We start from the raw sequence: 18,698 nt of genomic DNA on the forward strand, positions 1-18,698 counted from the left end.
GTCACCGCTGAACGGGTGCTGACGGTGGCGGCGCTGTGGGTTGGTATTGACCTAGGAACCCAGAGTACAAAGGTGTCCATCGTTGATGATGACGGCGCTGTTGCGGCCTCGGCATCGTTACCTTTGGTCAGCCATCGCGACGGCGAACGTCACGAACAAGATCCCGGAACGTGGGTCGCCCAAGCGGGTGCGGCACTTTCGGTAGCGATCGACTCGCTCGCCGCGAACTCAGTGCATCGTATTGCCGGGGTGTCTATTTGCGCGACTTCCGGTACCGTCACCACGGTGGATTCCGCGGGGCGTCCCCAATCGCCGGGCATTATGTATGACGATGCTCGGGCAGGTTCGCTCGGGCAGGAAGCGAACGAGGCTGATCCTCAGCGGTGGGCTCGACTCGGCTATCGCATCCAACCCACGTGGGCACTCCCGAAGATTGCGTGGCTTGCGCGCAACGGCATGCTTCCTGAGGGTCGATGGGTTGCCCATCAGGCCGATGTGCTCGCAGCGGCTATGGTCGGAACACGGGTGTCTTCTGACTGGAGCCACTCGCTGAAATCGGGCTACGACCTAGGTGAGTTGGAATGGCCCGTTGGCGCTCTCACCACCTTGGGAGTCGCTCCGGCGAAGTTGCCAGAGGTCGTCGCCCCTGGCACCGAACTTGGACAGTCGAGTGAGCGCTGGGCAGAACTCACCGGGCTTCCGGCTGGCACCCCGATCTTTGCCGGTATGACAGATGGGTGTGCCGCCCAGCTCGGCGCCGCCACTCTCGGCCTTGGTGACTGGCACACAGTGATCGGTACAACGATGGTGCTCAAGGGAGTAACGGATCGCATCATCATTGACGACGCCGGCGCGGTCTACTCCCATCGCGCCCCTCATGACGGGCTGTGGTTTCCGGGCGGTGCTTCCAGCGTCGGCGCTGGGGCGATCACGGAGGCGCTTCCGTCGATTGATCTCGCTGGAGTGTCTCAGCGCCTTAGCGCTTTAGGTGATCAACTTCCCACGATACCCACGAGTTATCCTCTTGCCGGGGTCGGTGAGCGGTTTCCGCTGATTCGCCCGGACGCTCGTGGTTTTGTGACGATCTCAGGAGTCGATTACAGCCTCAAAGAAGCCGCAACGCGCGAGGATCCCGACCTGCTAGCTGCAGCGATCATGCTCGGTGTCGCGTGCGTTGAGCGGCTCAGTTTCGCGACGATGGCCCACGCGGGCGCTGCCGTTGATGGAACGTTGAGTTCATCAGGTGGCGGCACGAAGAACAGATGGTGGACGCAGTTGCGCGCCGACTTGCTCGGCCGCAGCATCACCATCCCGCGGTCATCGGAGGGTTCGATCGGAATGGCAATTCTTGCGGCATGGGCCGGAACGGCGAACGCCGTATTGCCCGAAACCGCGTCGCGTATGTCCATTGTGGGCAGCGTTGTCGAACCGCGGTCCGAACATGGGACGCAATGGAACGATCGCTATGACGAGTTCGTTGCTGAACTTGTCTCGAAAGAGTGGATAACCGTATGACCACCCTCTTGCTCGCGCGCCACGGCGAAACAGCTTGGCATGCCGAAAACCGCTACGCCGGGAGCACGGATGTTGCGCTCACCGAGCTCGGCCTCTCTCAAGGTGAGCAACTGGGGCGCTGGGCAAGAACGCAGTCCATCGATGCCGTCTACGCCTCTGATCTTTCTCGTGCGGTAATCACGGCGACGCCGGCAGCCACCGCGCTCGGATTGCCTCTCAGGATTGAACCTGCGCTGCGCGAAGTACATTTCGGTCGCGGAGAGGGCCTCACTTCCGCTGAAATGCGTGTCACATTTCCGGATGAGGCAGCACTCTTCGTTGCCCACCCTGGCACCGCCCCGCTGCCCGAGGGGGAGTCGGGGAAGGACGCCGTTGCTCGTGCGTGGGGTGCGCTTGAGAGCATCACCGCGCGGCATCCTGACGGCACCCTGCTTGTCGTCATGCACTCCACACTGATGAGGCTCATCCTGTGTCGCTCGCTCGGGATTCCGCTCGACAGGTACCGCACGACATTCCCGTCGGTAGCGAACGTAGCGATCACCACGGTCGCATGGAACGCCGACGCCGATGACAGCGCCGACTTCAACGGGCCAGCACTTCTTGGATACAACGTTCCTACCGCTCCAACATCTCCTCCAGAAACTAACTGAACTCACAACTCAACCCACGAATTCACCAGCGTTAACGAAGACAGGAAGACATCATGACCGGTTTCGCTCAGATCGAATCATTGCTCGCCCAGCAGGCTATTGAACTGCCATCGTGGGCTTTCGGCAACTCAGGAACGCGTTTCAAAGTGTTCGGTACGCCCGGAACTCCGCGCACCCCAGAAGAGAAGATTGCGGATGCAGCGCAAGTCAATAAGTTCACGGCGCTGTCCCCGTCTGTTGCTCTGCACATCCCGTGGGACAGGGTTGATGACTATGAGGCGCTCGGTGCCTTTGCGAACGAGCACGGTGTTGCTCTCGGCACGGTGAACAGCAATACTTTTCAGGATGACGACTACAAGTTCGGGTCGCTCACGCATGTCGATCCGACGATTCGCCAGAAGGCGATCGACCATCACTTCGAGTGCATCGACATCATGGGTCACACTGGTTCTCGCGACCTGAAGATTTGGCTTGCGGATGGCTCGAACTATCCCGGCCAGGTCGACCTCCGTGGCCGTCAAGATCGCCTTGCCGACTCGTTGCGGCAGATCTATGACCGCTTGAGCGGTGAGCAGCGGATGGTGCTTGAGTACAAGTTCTTCGAGCCCGCTTTTTATCACACTGATGTTCCCGACTGGGGTACCTCATACGCTCAAGTATCTGCGCTCGGAGAGCGTGCGCTGGTCTGCCTCGATACGGGTCACCATGCTCCGGGCACCAATATCGAGTTCATCGTGATGCAGCTGCTGCGCCTCGGCAAGCTGGGGTCTTTCGATTTCAATTCGCGTTTTTATGCCGATGACGACCTCATCGTCGGCGCTGCTGATCCCTTTCAGCTGTTCCGCATCATGTTCGAAGTGGTGCGCGGCGGTGGCTACGGCGCCGACAGCGACGTCGCTTTCATGCTCGACCAGTGCCACAACGTTGAAGACAAGATTCCGGGCCAGATCCGCTCGGTGCTCAACGTTCAAGAAATGACGGCAAGGGCGCTTCTTATCGACAGGGATGCTCTCGCTGCAGCCGAGATCGCTGGCGATGTGCTCGGGGCCAACGCTGTCATGATGGATGCTTTTTACACTGACGTGCGCGGCGACCTCGCTGCGTGGCGAGAGTCGCGCGGGCTTGCGGCCGATCCTATGCAGGCGTACGCGGCATCCGGGTATCAGCAGAAGATTGCGACAGAGCGGGTGGGCGGCGTCCAAGCAGGGTGGGGCGCCTAAGCAACGGCTGCATTCCCGACACCGCTAGCGCCCCTCAATCACCACATGAGCGAGCGGCTCACCAGCGACGAGCCGACGCGCTTGCTCGCGCATGACGGCATCCACTCGGGCGTGCATGGCTGAGGTTGCGCCGCCGATGTGCGGGGTGATCGTCACGCCGGGGATCGTCCAGAGCGGGTGGTCGCTCGGCAGCGGTTCCGGCTCGGTGACGTCGAGTGCTGCTCGAACGTGACCGGCGGATGCCGCAGCCACGAGAGCATCGGTGTCGACGATCTTTCCGCGAGACACGTTCACGAGCAGCGCACCGAGTTTCATCGCCTCGAGGAAGGCGGCGTCCACGAGCCCCGTGGTGTCGTCGCTGAGGGGCACGGCGATTGCCACGATGTCGGCTTTGGCGAGCAGCGCAGGCAGGGCATCCATTGATTGCACGGCGCCGCGGGCATCGCTGCGGTTGGTGCGGGCGACGCGCACAACGTTGGCGTCGAAGGGGGCAAGCTTGTCGGCGATCTGGTTGCCGACGCCACCGGCGCCCACGATGACGACGGTCTTGCCGGCGACACCGGGCTGCTCGTGCTGGTCCCAGGTGCCGGTCTGTTGGTGAGCGAAGTGCTGAGGAAAGCCGCGCTGCTCGGAGATGATCATGCCGACCGCGAGCTCGGCGGTGGAGGCTTCGTGCACGCCAATGGCGTTGCAGTAGGTGATGCCCGCGGGCAGACGGCTTTCGACGCCGTCATAACCGAGAGATTGCGACTGGAGGGCTGCGACATCCATTCCGGCAAATGATGCGAGACCGCCACTCGCGCCGAGGTAGCCGAGGAGCGCGAGGTCGACGTGCACCGGGGGAGCGCCGTCGGCTGGACCCCAGAGGATGACGTTAACGTCGGGCAATTGCGGCGCCAACCTGTCGTGAATCTGCTGGTCGGGAAGGGCGATTGTGATCATGGCGCAGGTCTCCTGAGTGTGGCGTCGGGCGGCGATCATTCCAGCATGCCTTATGGAAGGTTATTCAAGTCGTAACGCCCTGCCACTATGCTGGCGGCCACATCATTGGTCGAGGCGGGGAGGCAGGTCATGGCACGGTGGCCGGTTCTGCCCCGTGAAAGTGAGCGGGATGCTGTGCTTGCGGCCCTTCGCGGCCCTCGACCGCGTTCGGTGATGTTGCGCGGCCCGAGTGGCGTTGGCAAGACCACATTGGGCGCCCACATCTCTCACGCTCTGCGCGCCGATGGACGCACTGTGGTGCCCGTGATCGGTCTCGCTGAGCTCGTGGATGTTCCCCTCGGCGCCCTCGCCCCGGTGCTCGCCAGCTCGGGCAGGCACGATCTCGAGAGCGTGAGCGACCGCGTTCAAGCTCTCGTCGGTGTGGTTGGCGAGAACCCGCAGAAGTTTGTGCTCGTCATCGATGATGCTCCACTCCTCGATGCCGTTTCGGCGAGCGTGCTCTATCAACTGGTACGTGTCTTCGGCGTCACGACGCTGCTGACCGCCCGGGATTCGCACGAGCTCGATGGCCCCATCGCGCGACTGCTGCACGAAAACCTCATCGACATCGTTGAGCTCGAAGGGTTGAGCCTCGAACACAGCCAGTCGATCCTCCAGCAGTATTTGGGCGGAACACTGCGCCCCGAGAGCCTGCGCGGTCTCTTCGAGGCGAGCCGCGGCAACCCGCTGATGCTGCGCGAACTCATTTTTGCCGCGGCGCGAGCGGGTGGCATCCACAGCGGTGATTTTGGGGTTGAAGTGTCGATCGCGACGCTGCCGAAGCATGTGCGCGCAACGATTGCCGATCGCGTTCAGCAGCTCACAACCGCGCAGCGTCGTCTGGCTCAGCTCATTGCGATCGCGCAGCCGATTCCCCGCGCGGCCATGAGGGCCGAGGAGGCGGATGCGCTTGCCTTCCTCACGAGCGAGGGCATTGTCGAAGACGCTGGTGACGAAACGACACCTCTTCTGCGGCTTGCGCATCCTCTCTTTGCCGAGGCGCTCACGATCGAGCTGACGCAGGACGCACGCGCAGAGTTGGTCAAGGAGATCGCGGGTCGACTGATTCCGATGGGCGATCAGCAACTGCGATTCACGGCAACGGTGTTGCTCATCTCGACGGATGCCGTGATCAGCAACGACGATTTGGATTGGGCGGCGAGCTACGCCCATGCCGCCGGCGACCATGCTGTTGCAGCATCGCTCGCAGAACGCGCCCAACTCAGTGAGCGACGGTTCGCGCCCGAGCTGGTGCTCGCGAGTGCGCTCTCGGCTCTGGCCCAGTCCGACCGGGCGTCCGCAGTGTTCGAGTCGGCGATTGGTCTCTCCGGCGATGACGAACAGCGGGCTATTGCCCTCGCCCGCTGGGGTCAGCACATGGTTTATCGCCTCTCTCGACCCTCGGATGCTGTCGACCGGGTGACGTGCGAATTGTCGCGAATGGATGCTCGCGCTCAGCCGGTGCTGCGTCCGGAACTGGCCAAGTGGCAACTCATGACGGGAGACGCTCAAGCTCTCGCCGAGGTCGCCGACCCGGTCTCTCCCGAGGGCGGGCTCGGCGCCGTGAACGCGGGACTCACCGCGGCAATGATCGCGACGATGGCGGGCAATCCCGCCGATGCGTTTGCCGCCATTCTGCAGACCCGGCCTCTCGCCAACGCTTTCCGCTTTGAAGCGCCGTTCGCGAGCTCGCTTCTCGATCTCTCCGAGTTCTTGGCGCTCGTTGCCTCAGCCGAGATCGGCCGCGCCCGCGATTTCGCAACCCAGCGCCGCCTCGACCGGTTCGCAGATTCTGCCGGGGTATGGTCGTACGCGCTGGCCATTGTGCGCCTTCACGAGGGGCGGTTGAGTGACGCCCAATCGCTCGCCACTCTGGCAGTTGAACAGTTGAAGTGGCGCGACTTCACCGGGTTGCTGGGCACCGCGATTGCCTTGCACGCCACCGTCGACGCCCAGTTGGGTGAGCCAGAAACAGCCCGAGAACTGCTCTCCGAAATCACCCCAGAGCATGCTGGCGACGCCAAAGTCATTCTGCAGCGCGCCGAGTGCGAGGCCTGGTTGTTGGCGGCCGAGGGGCGCACCGACGAAGCGGCCGGCGTGATCGTCGCGGCTGCCGCCGAGGGCATCATCCTCGGTCACTTCTTGCTGAGTGCCCTCACTCTTACTGTGGCGATTCGGGTGGGGCATCCCGCTGTCGCGCGCGAGCAGCTGGAACTGCTGACGCACCTCTCGCCTTCGCCGCTGGTGGCCAGCATCCGCGACTGGGCAGAGGTGGCAGCCGAAGCGGATGTCGCCCGCCTCTGTGTGCTCGCTCCCGCTCTTGCCTCCGCGGGATTAGCTGCGCTCGCGGTCGATGGCCTTCTCGCGGGTGCGCGCACCGCGGCGAAGGCCGACCGGCGCGAGTTGGAGCGCAAAGCAACGTTGCTCGCCCGCCGCCTCGCGGCCGACATGGATCAGGTGCCGGGGGAGTCTCACGCCGCCGAGCTCACTGAGCGAGAATGGACAATTGCCCGGGCTGCTGCTGGCCGCAAACGCAGTCGCGAAATAGGCCAGCAGCTCGGGTTGTCTGTCAGAACCGTTGATAACCATTTGGCTCGCATTTATCGCAAGCTGGGCGTCAAGGGTCGGGTTGAGCTGGAAGAGGTTCTTGCCGAGCTGTAGCTGTAGCTGCGGCGAGAACGCGGCGGGTCGTTACCCCTCGTTTGCAGACACGATCATGTTCACGATCGTGCCGTCTTCTTCGGTGGTTCCCCAGGAATATTGAATGATCCAGTTGTCGTTTTGCAGACCGTAGAGGAATCCCTCGTCGCCGAGAGAGATTTCGGACACCATTTCAAAGCCGCTGGAAATGAGCTCGTCGTAGCCGGCTTGCGCGCCCGCTTCATCTCCCACGTTGATGGTGGCGCTGTAGCCATCGTCGATGCCGAGCGAGAAGAGAATGTCGCCGTCCGGTGCGGGTACTTCTGCAGGCCACGACTTCGGCAGCGAGCCTCCCGTGCCGTCGCCATCGACATCCACGTCGACACCGGTTGCGCCCTCAATCGCGTTTTCAACGGTGTTCTCGATGAGGTTGTCAGTGAAGTCCTCAAGCGGGTTGCCGAAGCAGCCGGAGAGGGAGACGGAGAGCCCTGCCGCAAGGGAGATGGCGATGGCGCTTTTCAGCGCGCGCTGTGAAGTGATCATGCGCCAAGTAAACTCCTCGGCCGTGCTCGGGCGCGTGAGTAGAAACTACCTATCTCTGAGTAACAGGCTCAGGCTCGGCGGGTAACGTGGAGCCATGCCGCTTACAGGAGAGTACGAACCCAGCACGTCAGAGTGGGCCCGCAACCAGGCCGACGTATTTGAGAACAGCAACGGCCACGAGGGCAACCTCATGCGCGGGATGCCGATCATTGTGCTGACCACGGTGGGTGCCAAATCCGGCAAGCTGCGCAAGACCGCGCTCATGCGAGTGGAACACGATGGCAACTATGCCGTTGTTGCCTCGCTCGGTGGCGCGCCGAAGCATCCGGTCTGGTACTACAACATCGTCGCTCAGCCGCACGTTGAGCTGCACGATGTGGGGGTCAAGGGCGACTTTATGGCCCGCGAGGTGACCGGTGACGAGAAGGCTCTCTGGTGGGAGCGTTCGGTTGCTGCCTACCCCGATTATGCGGACTACCAGGCCAAGACCGAGCGCGAGATTCCGGTCTTCGTGTTGGAGCCGATCAGCGCCTAAGCGCGCCGTCGGGACTCAGCGGACGGCGGGGTCAGAGCGCCCGGCCGATCATGAGTCCGAGCGCTGCCACCAGCACGGCGACAGCAAGCATGCCGAAGGAGTTCGCGATGGCGAGCCACACCCGGTTTTCTTGCAAGAGCCGCACAGTCTGAAAGCTTGTCGTGCTGAAGGCCGTAAAGCCGCCGACCATCCCGACTCCGGCATAAAGTCCGAGTTCTATGGGCACAAAGTGACCGGCGGTCATCCCGGTGATCAGGCCGAAGAGGAACGATCCGCTGATGTTGATAATCGACATCGCCACTGGATAGTTGGTGCGGATGCGGCGGTGCACGAACGCATTCACCGCCAGTCGAAGAGCGGCGCCCAGTCCGCCCGCGACGGTGATGAAGAGCGCCCCGATGATCATCGGACCAACCGTTCGTGTTGGCGCACTATGCGGAACCAGCTCTTCGATGTGAAGACGCCAAGCCAGACCGCTCCGGCTCCCGCGATAAGGGTTGCGCTGCCATAGGCAACAGCGAGCAGCACGTGGTGGCGCTCCGAGACGATCACGATGTCGACAGCGAGCTGCGCGTAGCTCGTGAGGGCGCCCAAGAACCCGACGGCAGTGAGGAGCCGGATCACGCGCATCCGCCTAGATTCTTGACGTTCGGCCAGACTCTGCAGCAGCAGCCCGAGCAGAAAGGGCCCAACGACATTGACGATCACGGTGCCGAGAGACAGCGTCTCCCAGATCGGAGTAGTCTGCGCGATGATAAATCGCACCGCAGCACCAAGCCCACCACCAAGGGCGGCGAGTGCAAGATGACGAGGTCGGATGCGGATCATCTCCGGCATCCCCACGACGGTGCGAGTGATCTCGATGTCGCTGTTCATCGGCAGCCGGGCTCGCAGGCGCCGTCGCCAGCGCGGGAAATGCCACGGGCGGCGCAGCGGCGCGTGGAGTTCGTCGGCGTCGGCGGGCAGCCGGTGAGCCTGCGGCCGGTCGTCCGGGGCGTTGGGCACGGCGAGCCTCCGGTCGTTGCTGTGGTTGCTGTTAACAGTAGCGAATGAAAAGTCGTGACGATTGGCCCCAAACAGGCGTACTGTATGCCGGTGCACAACATCCTTCGCGGGACGGGTAACAAGCGAAAACTGGTACACCCAGCGCAGCTCACCCTTCTCGGGTTTTTGATCGGTATCGCAGCGGGCACCGCCCTGCTGGCGCTACCTATTTCGCGTACCGGTCCCGGTGGCGCCACTCTCGTTGAGGCGTTCTTCACCGCCGTGTCAGCGATGTGTGTGACCGGCCATGTGATCGTCGATACGTCTACCTATTGGACGGGCTTTGGCCAGGTCGTCATCATGGTGCTCATTCAGGTCGGCGGCTTTGGGGTTATGACCTTCGCCTCCATCATCGGCATCGCGGTGGTTCGCCGCCTCTCGCTGCGCTCTCGCATTACGGCCGCGGCCGAAACCAAGAATGTTGGTTTCGGTGACGTGCGGTCGCTGGTTCTCGGTGTGCTCAAGATTTCCCTCATCATCGAGGGCGCCGGTGCGGTCATCCTCTTCTTCTGGTTCCTGCTTCGCTACGGCTACAGCGTGGGGGAGGCGGCGTGGCTTGCGGTCTTCCACGCAGTCTCATCGTTCAACAACGCCGGCTTCGCGCTCTTCAGCGACAACATGATGTCGTTCGTTGACGACCCGGTGGTCTCGCTCACACTCTGTGCCGAGATCATCCTCGGTGGTCTCGGCTTCCCGGTGATCATTCAACTACTGCGCTTCGGCGGAAACCGTCTCAAGTGGAGCATGAACACGCGCATCGTGATTGCCGCGACTCCACTACTTCTCGTCGCGGGCGCCGTCTACATCACGCTCATCGAGTGGAACAACCCCGCGACCCTCGGCCCGCTCGACTGGCACACCAAGATTCTCGCCGGGTTCTTCCAATCAGTGCAGACCCGCACCGCTGGCTTCAACAGCATCGATATCGGCGCCATGAGCGAAGCGACCCAGTTCGGGATGACTGCCCTCATGTTCATCGGAGGCGGCCCCGCCGGCACTGCCGGTGGCATCAAGGTCACGACTTTTGCGGTGCTGTTCTTCATCCTCCTCGCGGAGGTGCGCGGAGACGGCGTCGTGAATGTTTTCGGCAAGCGACTGTCGCGCGCGGTGCACCGCCAAGCGATCGCGGTGGTCTTGCTGTCGGGGGGAGTCGTGGCGACATCCACGGTCACGATCATGTTGTTGTCGGGGCTGCCGCTAAGCCCAGTGCTTTTCGAAACCGTCTCGGCCTTCGGCACGGTCGGGCTCTCAGAGGGCATCACCCCTGAACTCCCGGTCGCGGCGCAACTGATCCTCGCTGTTCTCATGTTTGTGGGCCGCCTTGGTCCGATTGGTTTTGCTACCGCGCTCGCTCTGCGTGAGCGCGCTGTCCTGTATGAACTTCCCAAAGAAAGGCCGATCATTGGCTAAATTGCGCATGTTCTCTGGCTCGGATGCTTCAAGTGTGGCTGCCGCAGATTCGGTGGCGGTGATCGGGCTCGGCCGTTTCGGTCGCGCCCTCGCGCTGGAGCTCATGGCCAATGGCACTGAAGTGCTCGGTATCGATCTGGATGAGTCGATCGTGCAGGAACTCAACGGCCAGCTCACCCATGTTGTTGCGGCTGACTCGACTCGCGAAGAGGTGCTGCAGCAATTGGCGGTGCCGGAGTTTGACCGGGTCGTTGTCGCGATCGGCAGTGACATTCAGGCGAGCATCCTCACGACGTCGCTGCTGTTGAGGTTCAACGTGGCGCACGTGTGGGCGAAGGCGGTGAGCGACGCGCATGGCACGATTCTGGAGCAGCTCGGCGTGGGCCACGTGATCTACCCCGAAAAGGAGATGGGGCGCCGGGTCGCTCATCTCGTGCGCGGTTCCATGCAGGACTACCTCGAGATCGGCGACGATTTTTCGCTCGTCAAGATGGCGCCGCCCGTCGCGATCATCGGCAAGACGCTCGGGGAATCGCGGGTTCGTTCAACGGCGGGCGTCACGGTCACTGCGGTGCGTCCGCACGGCGGAGCGTGGACCTACACTGACGAGAAAACGGTCATTGCTGCCGACGACACCATTCTGGTTTCCGGTCCCACGAGCAAGGCAGAAGCCTTCAGCTTGCGTCGTTAGCGGAATGAATAGGCAGTCGGTGCGCGCGAGCGGCTGTTAGCGCAGCGAGCTCAACCAGATCTCGCAGAGCGCCTGCCACGCTTCGGCTGGCGTGCCTTCTGCAAGGCCCAAGCCGTGCTTGCCGTCCGCGAAGACGTGCAGTTCGTGGCGTACTCCGGCTGCTGCCAATGCCGCCGCGAGCGGGTAGGAGTGTTCACCGACCGGAACGGGTTCGTCGGCGGCGGTGTGCCAGATAAACATCGGGGGAGTCGCGGGCGTCACCAACAACTCAAGGGAGGTGTCTTCCCGAAGATAGTCATTGGCATCCAGCCCAATGAGCTCTTCGCGTGACCCGGCGTGGGTGGGCGTGACCATGCTGACGACGGGGTAGCTGAGCACCGCAAAATCGGGGCGCTCTTCTGGCTTAGCGACGGGCGCGACGGCGGCGTGACCAGCCAAATGGCCGCCGGCGGAGAACCCCAAAACACCCACGAGAGGGGCCCCTAGCGCACGTTCTTTCGCAATTTCAGACTGAATTGCCAGCAAAGGGGCCGGATGCTTCGTGCTTACGGGGTACTCGACGACGCGAGCATTCCAGCCAATCGATCGCAACCAGGCAGCAACGGGCTCGCCTTCGTGGGGTGCAAGTCGCGAGTACCCTCCGCCGGGGAGAACAAGAATTGTGGGGAGGGGCATATCCATTACTTCAGCGTAAATTGTTCGAGTCAATCTGGCTGAATCAACGCACTGACGAGCAAAACTTTCACAATCGGCCTAATGTCTGTACATGGCAGATTTGTTTGACGGATACACATCAAGCGCCTCCAAACGCACCGGACCAGCCGCGTGGGATGAGATGTTCTCTGCCGATAGCGAGATACGTCGCCCCTACCGCGAGATTCATGACGCGCTGGCGCAAATGACGCAAGAAGAGTTGCGCGGACGTACTGAAGCACTCGCCGACAGTTACCTCGCCCAGGGCGTTACCTTCGACTTCGCTGGCGAAGAGAGACCCTTTCCACTGGATGCAGTTCCCAGAGTTATTGACCTCTCCGAGTGGAAACAGGTCGAGTCGGGAGTCAAACAGCGCGTTCGTGCGCTCGAAGCATTCTTGGCCGACATCTACGGGCCGCAGAATGCCATCAAAGATGGTGTGATTCCTGCTCGCATGATCACCTCATCCAGCCACTTCCATCGGCAGGCGGCCGGTATTGAACCGGCAAATGGCGTGCGGATTCAGGTCAGCGGTATCGACCTCATCCGTGACGAAGTTGGTGCGTGGCGCGTTCTCGAAGACAACGTGCGCGTGCCCAGCGGCGTGAGCTACGTGATCTCGAACCGTCGAGTGATGGCGCAGACGCTGCCCGAACTGTTCGTCTCGATGCGGGTTCGCCCCGTCGGCGACTACCCGCACAAGCTGCTGCAGGCACTGCGCGCTAGTGCACCCGGCGGCGTGGATGAACCCAACGTCGTTGTGCTCACTCCGGGTGTCTACAACTCTGCGTACTTCGAGCACACGCTGCTCGCCCGCCTCATGGGCGTCGAGCTCGTGGAGGGCCGTGACCTGTTCTGCTCCGGTGGCCGGGTCTGGATGCGCACTACCGCCGGTCCCACCCGCGTCGACGTGATCTATCGCCGGGTTGACGACGAGTTCCTCGACCCGCTGCAGTTCCGTGCCGACTCGATGTTGGGCAGCCCGGGCATGATGCTCGCTGCTCGCCTCGGAAACGTCACGATCGCCAACGCGGTCGGAAACGGTGTTGCCGACGACAAGCTCGTCTACACCTACCTGCCCGATCTCACCGAGTACTACCTCGGCGAGAAGTCGATCATCCCGAACGTTGATACGTGGCGGCTCGAAGATCCGGGAGCGCTCGAAGAAGTGCTCGACCGTCTTGATGAGCTCGTGATCAAGCCCGTGGATGGCTCCGGTGGTAAGGGCCTCGTAATTGGCCCAGCCGCATCCAAAGCTGAATTGGAGACGCTCAAGAAGCAGCTCCTCAAGGATCCCCGGGGCTGGATTGCGCAGCCGGTTGTGCAGCTGTCGACGATTCCGACGGTCGTGGATGACGGCATGCGACCGCGTCACGCCGACCTCCGCCCCTTCGCGGTCAACGACGGCAATGATGTGTGGGTGTTGCCAGGTGGCCTCACTCGCGTCGCGTTGCCCGAGGGACAGCTGGTGGTCAACAGCTCGCAGGGTGGTGGCTCGAAAGACACGTGGGTTGTCGGTCGCGAGAAGGTCGAAGCGTCCGAGAGCACGCTCCAGGGTCTGGTCGAACGACAGGCCGATACCGAAGCCATCACGGTCATCACTCCCGAAATGCTTCTCGAAGCCTCCGGGCATGCTGACCATGTTGAAGATCAGGACAGCACGCGAACGCTCACTCAGCGTCAACGTCAAGAAGAGCAGCAACAGCAGAGTGTCGACACCGAGGGAGGTCAATCATGCTGAGCCGCATTGCAGAATCACTGTTCTGGATCGGGCGCTACATTGAGCGTGCTGACGGAACCGCCCGCATCCTCGACGTTCACCTTCAGCTGTTGCTCGAAGACCCGTGGATCGAAGAAGACGACGCCTGCCGCGCGCTCTTGAGCGTGATGGGCAGCGAGGCTCCGGCCGATGCGGTTCTCACTCGCGGCGATGTGCTGTCGATCCTTGCGGTCGACCGTACCGAACCAGCATCGATCGCCTATTCGCTCGGTGCTGCTCGTGAAAACGCGCGTCGTGCTCGCGAAATCGTGTCGACCGAACTATGGGAGTGCCTCAACACGACCCAGGCTCGGATGCCGCGCCGCATTTCCGGAGACAAAGTCAGCGATTTCTTCGCCTGGGTTCGCGAGCGCTCCGCTCTTGCCGTGGGAATCATCGAGTCCGCAACGAGTCGGGACGAAGCGTGGCAGTTCTTCACGCTCGGTCGCAGCCTCGAACGCGCAGACATGACGGCGCGACTGCTGGCAACCCGCAGCCTCACGGAGGCCAGCGGTCCATCGTGGACGACCATCCTTCGTTCTTGCGGTGCCTACGAGCCTTACCTGCGCACCTACCGTGGTGTGCCGAGCGCGAGCAACGCGGCCGAGTTCTTGTTGCTCGACCGGTTGTTCCCGCGCAGCATCCTGTTCTCGGTGTCGCGGGCAGAGGATTGCATGCGCGAGCTTGAGCCGCGCCGCATGAACCGGGTGGGGGTCGGCGACGACGCTCAGCGACTGTTGGGCAAGATTCGCAGTGAGCTCGAATATCGACCGATCGCCGAAATTTTGGATGACCTGCCGCACCACATGGATCGTGTGCAGGCAGCAACGAGTGCGGCTTCGGAGGCAGTGCGTCAGCGCTACTTCCCGACGAATGCCGCTCCCGAGTGGGTTGGAGAGATCTCATGAAGCGTCTCAGGATCGTTCACTCCACCGGCTTTAGCTACGGCGGCGAGGTTACGGCCTCCTATAACGAGGCGCGGATGCTTCCTGCCAGCGTTGAGGGCCAACTCGTGTTGTTCTCCAATCTGGATATCTTGCCGCTCTCGAGCCAGAGCAACTACGTCGACTATTGGGGAACCCGCGTCGCCTCCTTCGAGGTGTTGACGGGCCACAAGGAGTTGTCCCTCACCGCGACGAGTCTGGTCGAGGTGCATGAGCGCACCCACGACTTCGAGTCGATTGGCTGGGACGAGATGATCGCCACGGCTGAGCTCTCGATGGAAGCCGTCGAGAATTTGACCCAGACGCGGCGCACTGAGCCCCCAGCAGAGGTGATCGCGCTCGCGAAAGACATCGCAGCGAAGTCAGATGATGCCTGTGCTGGTGCCCTCGAGATTTCGATGGCCATCGGTAACGCGATTCAGTACATGAGCGGTGTCACTGGCGTAGCGACGACGGCGACAGAGGCCTGGATCGGAGGCAAGGGTGTCTGCCAAGACATCGCGCATCTCGCTTTGGGCGCGCTGCGTTCCGTCGGCGTTCCTGCCCGCTATGTGTCTGGTTACCTGCACCCGAAACCGGATGCCGCGATTGGTGAAACGGTCGTCGGGGAATCCCACGCGTGGATCGAGTGGTTCTGCAACGGGCAGTGGCGCGGCTACGACCCCACGAACCTCATCGACATTGGAGATCGGCACGTGCTCGTGGGTCGCGGTCGCGACTACAACGACGTGCCGCCGCTCCGTGGGGTCTATGCGGGACCATTCGGCTCGAAGCTGTTCGTGAGTGTGGAGATTACCCGCGAGGCCTAACTAGTGCGTCGCGTGGTGGTTTCAACGATCGCGATCTCTTGCGTCGCGAGCTCACGCTCTTCATCGGGCGTGGGCTCGGGCGGGAAGCGCAAGCGCAGACGGAAGCGGCTTTCGGGCACGCGGCCCACGCGCATCCCGCGGCTGTAGACGAGCCAGATGATGGCAGCAGCAGCGGCGAGCAAACCGGAGAGGGCACCGATACCGAGTGCCCAGCGGGGACCGAGTTCGTTGGCTGCCCAGCCGACGATGGGGGCGCCGATCGGTGTGCCGCCCGCGAAGATCGCGAGATAGAGCGCCATGACCCTACCGCGCATGATGGGCGTGGTTGAGGTCTGCACGTAGGCGTTGGCGGTGGTCATCATTGTCAGTGAGAAGATGCCGATGATCGTGAGGGCGGCGCCGAACGTCCAGTAGCTGGGCGCGAACGCCGCGAGGAGACAGGCAAGGCCGAAGAAGGCAGAACCCACAATGACGACCCCGAAGCGGGCGCGCTCGCGGCGGGCAGCGAGCAGGGATCCGACGACGGCTCCGACCGCCATCATCGACGACAGCAGCCCGAACTCGGCAGCTCCCTTGCCGAAGACTCCGGTGGCCATGGTCGCGATAAAGACCGGGAAGTTGAAGCCAAAGGTGCCGACGAGAAAGACCATGACGAGCACAATCAGGATGTCGGGCCGTCCGCGAACATAGCGCAGCCCATCCCGAATCTGGCCCTTCGCTCGGCCAAGCTTCGCCACCGGAAACAGCTGCCCGCGCCGCATGAACCAGAGCGAGGCGAGTACGCCGGCGAAGGATGCCGCGTTCACGATGAAGACCGGCCCGGCACCGATGGCGGCGACGAGCACGCCAGCTACGGCAGGCCCGATGAGGCGAGCGGTCTGGAACGACATCGAGTTGAGCGCCACAGCGTTGGGCAGGTCTTTGTCGCTCACGAGTTCTGAGACGAACGCTTGACGAGCGGGGGCATCAATCGCGGTCGCGACTCCGAGCAGGAGTGCGAAGACGTAGACCTGCCACAACTGCACGTGACCTGAGATCACGAGGATGCCGAGCCCGAGAGCGAGAGCAAACTGGCTGAACTGGGTCCACAGCAGCACGGTGCGACGGTCGAAACGGTCGGCGATGATTCCCGTGAGTGGCATCAGCAGCAGCATCGGGCCGAACTGCAGCGCCATCGTGAAGCCGAGAGCGGCGGCGTCATAATCGGTCAGGTCGGTGAGCACGATCCAGTCTTGGGCGGTGCGTTGCATCCAGGCGCCAGTGTTGGAGACGACAGCACCGATGATCCAGAGGCGATAGTTGAAGAGGCGAAGCGAGCGGAACATTGCGCTCACGAATTGGCCAACTTCAGTAGAACGGGAATGGCGGCGTGCAGGGCGGCATGCTCCTCGGGGCTGAGCCCCTCGAGCTCTGCGGCGAACCAGGCTGCGCGGCGTTGGCGGGTCTTGTCTACCAACTCGACTCCGGCATCCGTGGCTTCAATGAGCACTTTGCGGCCGTCGTCTGGTGAGCTGGAGCGGGTGATCAGGCCTTCGTCGCTGAGGCAGTTGACGGTGCGGTTCATCGAGGGCGGGGTGACGTGTTCATGCTCGGCGAGGGCGGCGAGGGTGCTGCCGCCGTGGTGAGTCAGCACGTAGAGAACGGAGAGTTGGCTGTCGCTCAAGGTGTCGTCGTGACGCTGCTGGCGGATGCGACGAGCAATACGCATGAGGGTGATTCGAAGCTCGTCGTCTAGTTTGTCTGGCACTTTCGTTAGTTTAGCAAATTAGTCTTGCTAACTAAATGTGAATCTGGCCAGCTTTACCCATATTGCTTGGAACTTCGCCGCCATAGAATGGAGGCAGCAAGGAGGCCCAATGCCCAAGTTCACGGTGCCACGAACTGATCACTCCTACACGGATGCCCATGGAGTGACGATTCACTATTACGTGTGGCAGTCGCCCAAAGCCCATGCGGTGCTTCAGCTCACGCACGGCCTCGGCGATCACGCCCGCCGCTACGAATATCTCGCCCAAGCGCTCGTCGCTGCTGGCTACACGGTCTATGCCGACGACCACCGTGGGCACGGTGCAACCGGTCTCGACCAGAACGCGGGCGACGCCAGCAAACTGGGCAAGCTCGGCAAGGGCGGCCTGCGGGCGGCGACCGAAAACATCCGCGACCTCACGAAGATCATTCGGGCCGAGAACCCCACCCTTCCGTTGGCGCTGCTCGGTCACTCGTGGGGCTCCCTCATGGTGCAAGACGTGCTCAATCACCACGCCGACGAATACGAAGTGGCGATCCTCACCGGCACCGCACACCGAACCTTTGCCCACATGAACAGCGGCAACCTCAACGCCAAGCACAAAGACCTCGGCACCACTGGCTACGAATGGCTTAGTCGCGATGCGCAGGTCGCCGAAGACTTCGTGCACGATCCGCTGACGTTCTACGCGGATGCTCTCAAACTCTTCGGCCCCATCGACGGCATGCGTCTGCTCGGTCGTCCGGCCAAACACCTCAAGCGCGACATCCCGATCCTCATCATGATCGGTGACGAAGATTCGCTCGGCGGTGAAGCCAGCATCGAGGCGCTCGCTGCCGACTACGTGGTGCGCTCCAAGCTCACCGACGTTGAGGCCATCGTGTATCCGGGTGCCCGCCACGAAATCTTCAACGAGACCAACAAAGACGACGTCATTCGAGACCTCGTGGTGTGGCTCGATGCTCGGCTCAAGCCCGTGCATCCTGACGCGACACCTCCGGCGCCAGCCCACCCCGAGGCGACCGAACCCAAATAAATGGCATCAATTTTCACTGAGATTCTGAACGGCCGCTCGCCCGGGCGCTTTATTTGGGCGGATGACCGTGTCTTCGCCATTCTCACGATCGAGCCCCGCAAGCCGGGGCATGTGCTCGTGATTCCGCGCCTCGAGGTTGATCGGTGGAGCGAGCTCGACGAAGATCTCGCGATGCACATCTTCCGGGTCGGGCGGCTCATCGGCCTTGCCCAGCGTGATGAGTGGGATGCCGACCGGGTCGGTCTCATGTTCGAGGGCTACCGGGTGCCGCACGCGCACTTGCACGTCTGGCCGTCGTGGAATGTGTATGAATACAGCCACACGGGCATCAACCGTGACCCGGGCGCTGCGGCTCTGGACGAAGCTTTTCAGCGATTGCGGGCCCGCATGATCGAGCACGGTCATGGTGAGTTCGTGCCGCCGCTCGACTGGTCAATTCCGCAGGCTGACACTGCCCAGTAGGCTGGATTCAGTACAACTA

The 18,698-nt window shown here is 62.4% G+C and carries 19 protein-coding genes; 12 read left to right on the top strand and 7 right to left on the bottom strand.

Annotated elements, in window-relative coordinates; translation table 11 throughout:
• The first annotated feature begins 24 nt into the window (after positions 1-24).
• Genes I6E52_RS09510 through rhaI form a run of 3 tightly spaced genes read left to right on the top strand, consistent with a single transcriptional unit; the run spans position 25 to position 3,385 of the window.
• The gene (locus I6E52_RS09510; RefSeq protein ID WP_307842487.1) at positions 25-1,515 is read left to right on the top strand and encodes an FGGY-family carbohydrate kinase; all 1,491 of its coding nucleotides are present in this window, start codon (positions 25-27) and stop codon (positions 1,513-1,515) included.
• Positions 1,512-2,165: a histidine phosphatase family protein gene (locus tag I6E52_RS09515; protein ID WP_197156682.1), complete on the top strand. Its 654-nt coding sequence runs from the start codon at positions 1,512-1,514 to the stop codon at positions 2,163-2,165. The genes I6E52_RS09510 and I6E52_RS09515 overlap by 4 nt, the downstream gene beginning before the upstream one ends.
• A 53-nt stretch (positions 2,166-2,218) precedes the next feature.
• Positions 2,219-3,385, top strand: coding sequence for an L-rhamnose isomerase (gene rhaI, locus I6E52_RS09520; RefSeq protein WP_197156684.1), 1,167 nt, complete (start codon positions 2,219-2,221; stop codon positions 3,383-3,385).
• 24 nt (positions 3,386-3,409) lie between these two features.
• Here rhaI and I6E52_RS09525 read toward each other — a convergent pair whose 3' ends face one another.
• Entirely contained in the window at positions 3,410-4,327 is a 918-nt protein-coding gene (locus tag I6E52_RS09525) for an NAD(P)-dependent oxidoreductase (RefSeq protein WP_197156686.1), read from the bottom strand.
• 129 nt (positions 4,328-4,456) lie between these two features.
• Here I6E52_RS09525 and I6E52_RS09530 point away from each other — a divergent pair, with 129 nt between their 5' ends.
• Positions 4,457-7,027 carry a LuxR family transcriptional regulator gene (locus I6E52_RS09530; protein WP_197156688.1) on the top strand — a complete coding sequence of 857 codons (2,571 nt, stop codon included), beginning with the start codon at positions 4,457-4,459 and terminating at the stop codon, positions 7,025-7,027.
• Positions 7,028-7,057: 30 nt separating this feature from the next.
• On the opposite strand, the gene I6E52_RS09535 is transcribed toward I6E52_RS09530, so the two are convergent.
• Positions 7,058-7,549 (bottom strand): hypothetical protein, encoded by a 492-nt coding sequence (locus tag I6E52_RS09535; RefSeq protein ID WP_197156690.1) that lies wholly within the window; start codon positions 7,547-7,549, stop codon positions 7,058-7,060.
• A 94-nt stretch (positions 7,550-7,643) separates the two neighbouring features.
• Between I6E52_RS09535 and I6E52_RS09540 the strand changes: the two genes are divergently transcribed.
• A complete protein-coding gene (locus I6E52_RS09540; protein ID WP_197137738.1) occupies positions 7,644-8,084 on the top strand; it encodes a nitroreductase family deazaflavin-dependent oxidoreductase in 441 nt (146 codons plus the stop codon).
• A 31-nt stretch (positions 8,085-8,115) separates the two neighbouring features.
• On the opposite strand, the gene I6E52_RS09545 is transcribed toward I6E52_RS09540, so the two are convergent.
• Both I6E52_RS09545 and I6E52_RS09550 read right to left on the bottom strand, forming a co-directional pair.
• Positions 8,116-8,490 carry a CrcB family protein gene (locus I6E52_RS09545; RefSeq protein ID WP_197156692.1) on the bottom strand — a complete coding sequence of 125 codons (375 nt, stop codon included), beginning with the start codon at positions 8,488-8,490 and terminating at the stop codon, positions 8,116-8,118.
• Positions 8,487-9,089 (bottom strand): CrcB family protein, encoded by a 603-nt coding sequence (locus tag I6E52_RS09550; RefSeq protein ID WP_197156694.1) that lies wholly within the window; start codon positions 9,087-9,089, stop codon positions 8,487-8,489. The genes I6E52_RS09545 and I6E52_RS09550 overlap by 4 nt, the downstream gene beginning before the upstream one ends.
• Before the next feature lie 90 nt (positions 9,090-9,179).
• On the opposite strand from I6E52_RS09550, the gene I6E52_RS09555 reads away from it, so the two are divergent.
• Both I6E52_RS09555 and I6E52_RS09560 read left to right on the top strand, forming a co-directional pair.
• Entirely contained in the window at positions 9,180-10,538 is a 1,359-nt protein-coding gene (locus I6E52_RS09555) for a TrkH family potassium uptake protein (RefSeq protein WP_197157066.1), read from the top strand.
• Positions 10,531-11,229: a TrkA family potassium uptake protein gene (locus I6E52_RS09560; RefSeq protein WP_231601076.1), complete on the top strand. Its 699-nt coding sequence runs from the start codon at positions 10,531-10,533 to the stop codon at positions 11,227-11,229. Before I6E52_RS09555 ends, I6E52_RS09560 begins: the two co-directional genes overlap by 8 nt.
• Positions 11,230-11,265: 36 nt before the next feature.
• Here the strand turns inward: I6E52_RS09560 and I6E52_RS09565 are convergent, their stop codons facing one another.
• Positions 11,266-11,910, bottom strand: a complete 645-nt coding sequence (locus I6E52_RS09565) for an alpha/beta hydrolase (RefSeq protein ID WP_197156696.1) — start codon at positions 11,908-11,910, stop codon at positions 11,266-11,268.
• A gap of 85 nt (positions 11,911-11,995) precedes the next feature.
• Between I6E52_RS09565 and I6E52_RS09570 the strand changes: the two genes are divergently transcribed.
• Genes I6E52_RS09570 through I6E52_RS09580 form a run of 3 tightly spaced genes read left to right on the top strand, consistent with a single transcriptional unit; the run spans position 11,996 to position 15,434 of the window.
• Positions 11,996-13,663 (top strand): circularly permuted type 2 ATP-grasp protein, encoded by a 1,668-nt coding sequence (locus I6E52_RS09570; RefSeq protein WP_197121898.1) that lies wholly within the window; start codon positions 11,996-11,998, stop codon positions 13,661-13,663.
• Positions 13,657-14,589 (top strand): alpha-E domain-containing protein, encoded by a 933-nt coding sequence (locus I6E52_RS09575; RefSeq protein ID WP_197107043.1) that lies wholly within the window; start codon positions 13,657-13,659, stop codon positions 14,587-14,589. Before I6E52_RS09570 ends, I6E52_RS09575 begins: the two co-directional genes overlap by 7 nt.
• Positions 14,586-15,434, top strand: coding sequence for a transglutaminase family protein (locus tag I6E52_RS09580; protein ID WP_197156698.1), 849 nt, complete (start codon positions 14,586-14,588; stop codon positions 15,432-15,434). The genes I6E52_RS09575 and I6E52_RS09580 overlap by 4 nt, the downstream gene beginning before the upstream one ends.
• Here I6E52_RS09580 and I6E52_RS09585 read toward each other — a convergent pair.
• Both I6E52_RS09585 and I6E52_RS09590 read right to left on the bottom strand, forming a co-directional pair.
• Entirely contained in the window at positions 15,431-16,768 is a 1,338-nt protein-coding gene (locus I6E52_RS09585; RefSeq protein ID WP_197156700.1) for an MFS transporter, read from the bottom strand. The two genes, I6E52_RS09580 and I6E52_RS09585, sit on opposite strands and share 4 nt — an antisense overlap.
• Positions 16,765-17,181, bottom strand: a complete 417-nt coding sequence (locus I6E52_RS09590) for a MarR family winged helix-turn-helix transcriptional regulator (protein WP_197107046.1) — start codon at positions 17,179-17,181, stop codon at positions 16,765-16,767. Before I6E52_RS09590 ends, I6E52_RS09585 begins: the two co-directional genes overlap by 4 nt.
• 109 nt (positions 17,182-17,290) lie before the next feature.
• Between I6E52_RS09590 and I6E52_RS09595 the strand changes: the two genes are divergently transcribed.
• A complete protein-coding gene (locus I6E52_RS09595) occupies positions 17,291-18,217 on the top strand; it encodes an alpha/beta hydrolase (protein ID WP_197121890.1) in 927 nt (308 codons plus the stop codon).
• A complete protein-coding gene (locus I6E52_RS09600; protein WP_197122092.1) occupies positions 18,218-18,679 on the top strand; it encodes an HIT family protein in 462 nt (153 codons plus the stop codon).
• The last annotated feature ends 19 nt before the right edge of the window (positions 18,680-18,698 follow it).

Origin of the sequence: Salinibacterium sp. NG253, from assembly GCF_015864945.1 — a bacterium.
Lineage (GTDB): Bacteria > Actinomycetota > Actinomycetes > Actinomycetales > Microbacteriaceae > Rhodoglobus.

Bases quoted from the DNA above. Each gene is read 5' to 3' on its own strand.
- I6E52_RS09600 (WP_197122092.1), top strand. From the start codon at position 18,218: ATGGCATCAATTTTCACTGAGATTCTGAACGGCCGCTCGCCCGGGCGC.
- I6E52_RS09525 (WP_197156686.1), bottom strand. From the start codon at position 4,327: ATGATCACAATCGCCCTTCCCGACCAGCAGATTCACGACAGGTTGGCG.
- I6E52_RS09595 (WP_197121890.1), top strand. From the start codon at position 17,291: ATGCCCAAGTTCACGGTGCCACGAACTGATCACTCCTACACGGATGCC.
- I6E52_RS09545 (WP_197156692.1), bottom strand. From the start codon at position 8,490: ATGATCATCGGGGCGCTCTTCATCACCGTCGCGGGCGGACTGGGCGCC.
- I6E52_RS09535 (WP_197156690.1), bottom strand. From the start codon at position 7,549: ATGATCACTTCACAGCGCGCGCTGAAAAGCGCCATCGCCATCTCCCTT.
- I6E52_RS09515 (WP_197156682.1), top strand. From the start codon at position 1,512: ATGACCACCCTCTTGCTCGCGCGCCACGGCGAAACAGCTTGGCATGCC.
- rhaI (WP_197156684.1), top strand. From the start codon at position 2,219: ATGACCGGTTTCGCTCAGATCGAATCATTGCTCGCCCAGCAGGCTATT.
- I6E52_RS09565 (WP_197156696.1), bottom strand. From the start codon at position 11,910: ATGGATATGCCCCTCCCCACAATTCTTGTTCTCCCCGGCGGAGGGTAC.
- I6E52_RS09540 (WP_197137738.1), top strand. From the start codon at position 7,644: ATGCCGCTTACAGGAGAGTACGAACCCAGCACGTCAGAGTGGGCCCGC.
- I6E52_RS09575 (WP_197107043.1), top strand. From the start codon at position 13,657: ATGCTGAGCCGCATTGCAGAATCACTGTTCTGGATCGGGCGCTACATT.
- I6E52_RS09580 (WP_197156698.1), top strand. From the start codon at position 14,586: ATGAAGCGTCTCAGGATCGTTCACTCCACCGGCTTTAGCTACGGCGGC.
- I6E52_RS09570 (WP_197121898.1), top strand. From the start codon at position 11,996: ATGGCAGATTTGTTTGACGGATACACATCAAGCGCCTCCAAACGCACC.
- I6E52_RS09530 (WP_197156688.1), top strand. From the start codon at position 4,457: ATGGCACGGTGGCCGGTTCTGCCCCGTGAAAGTGAGCGGGATGCTGTG.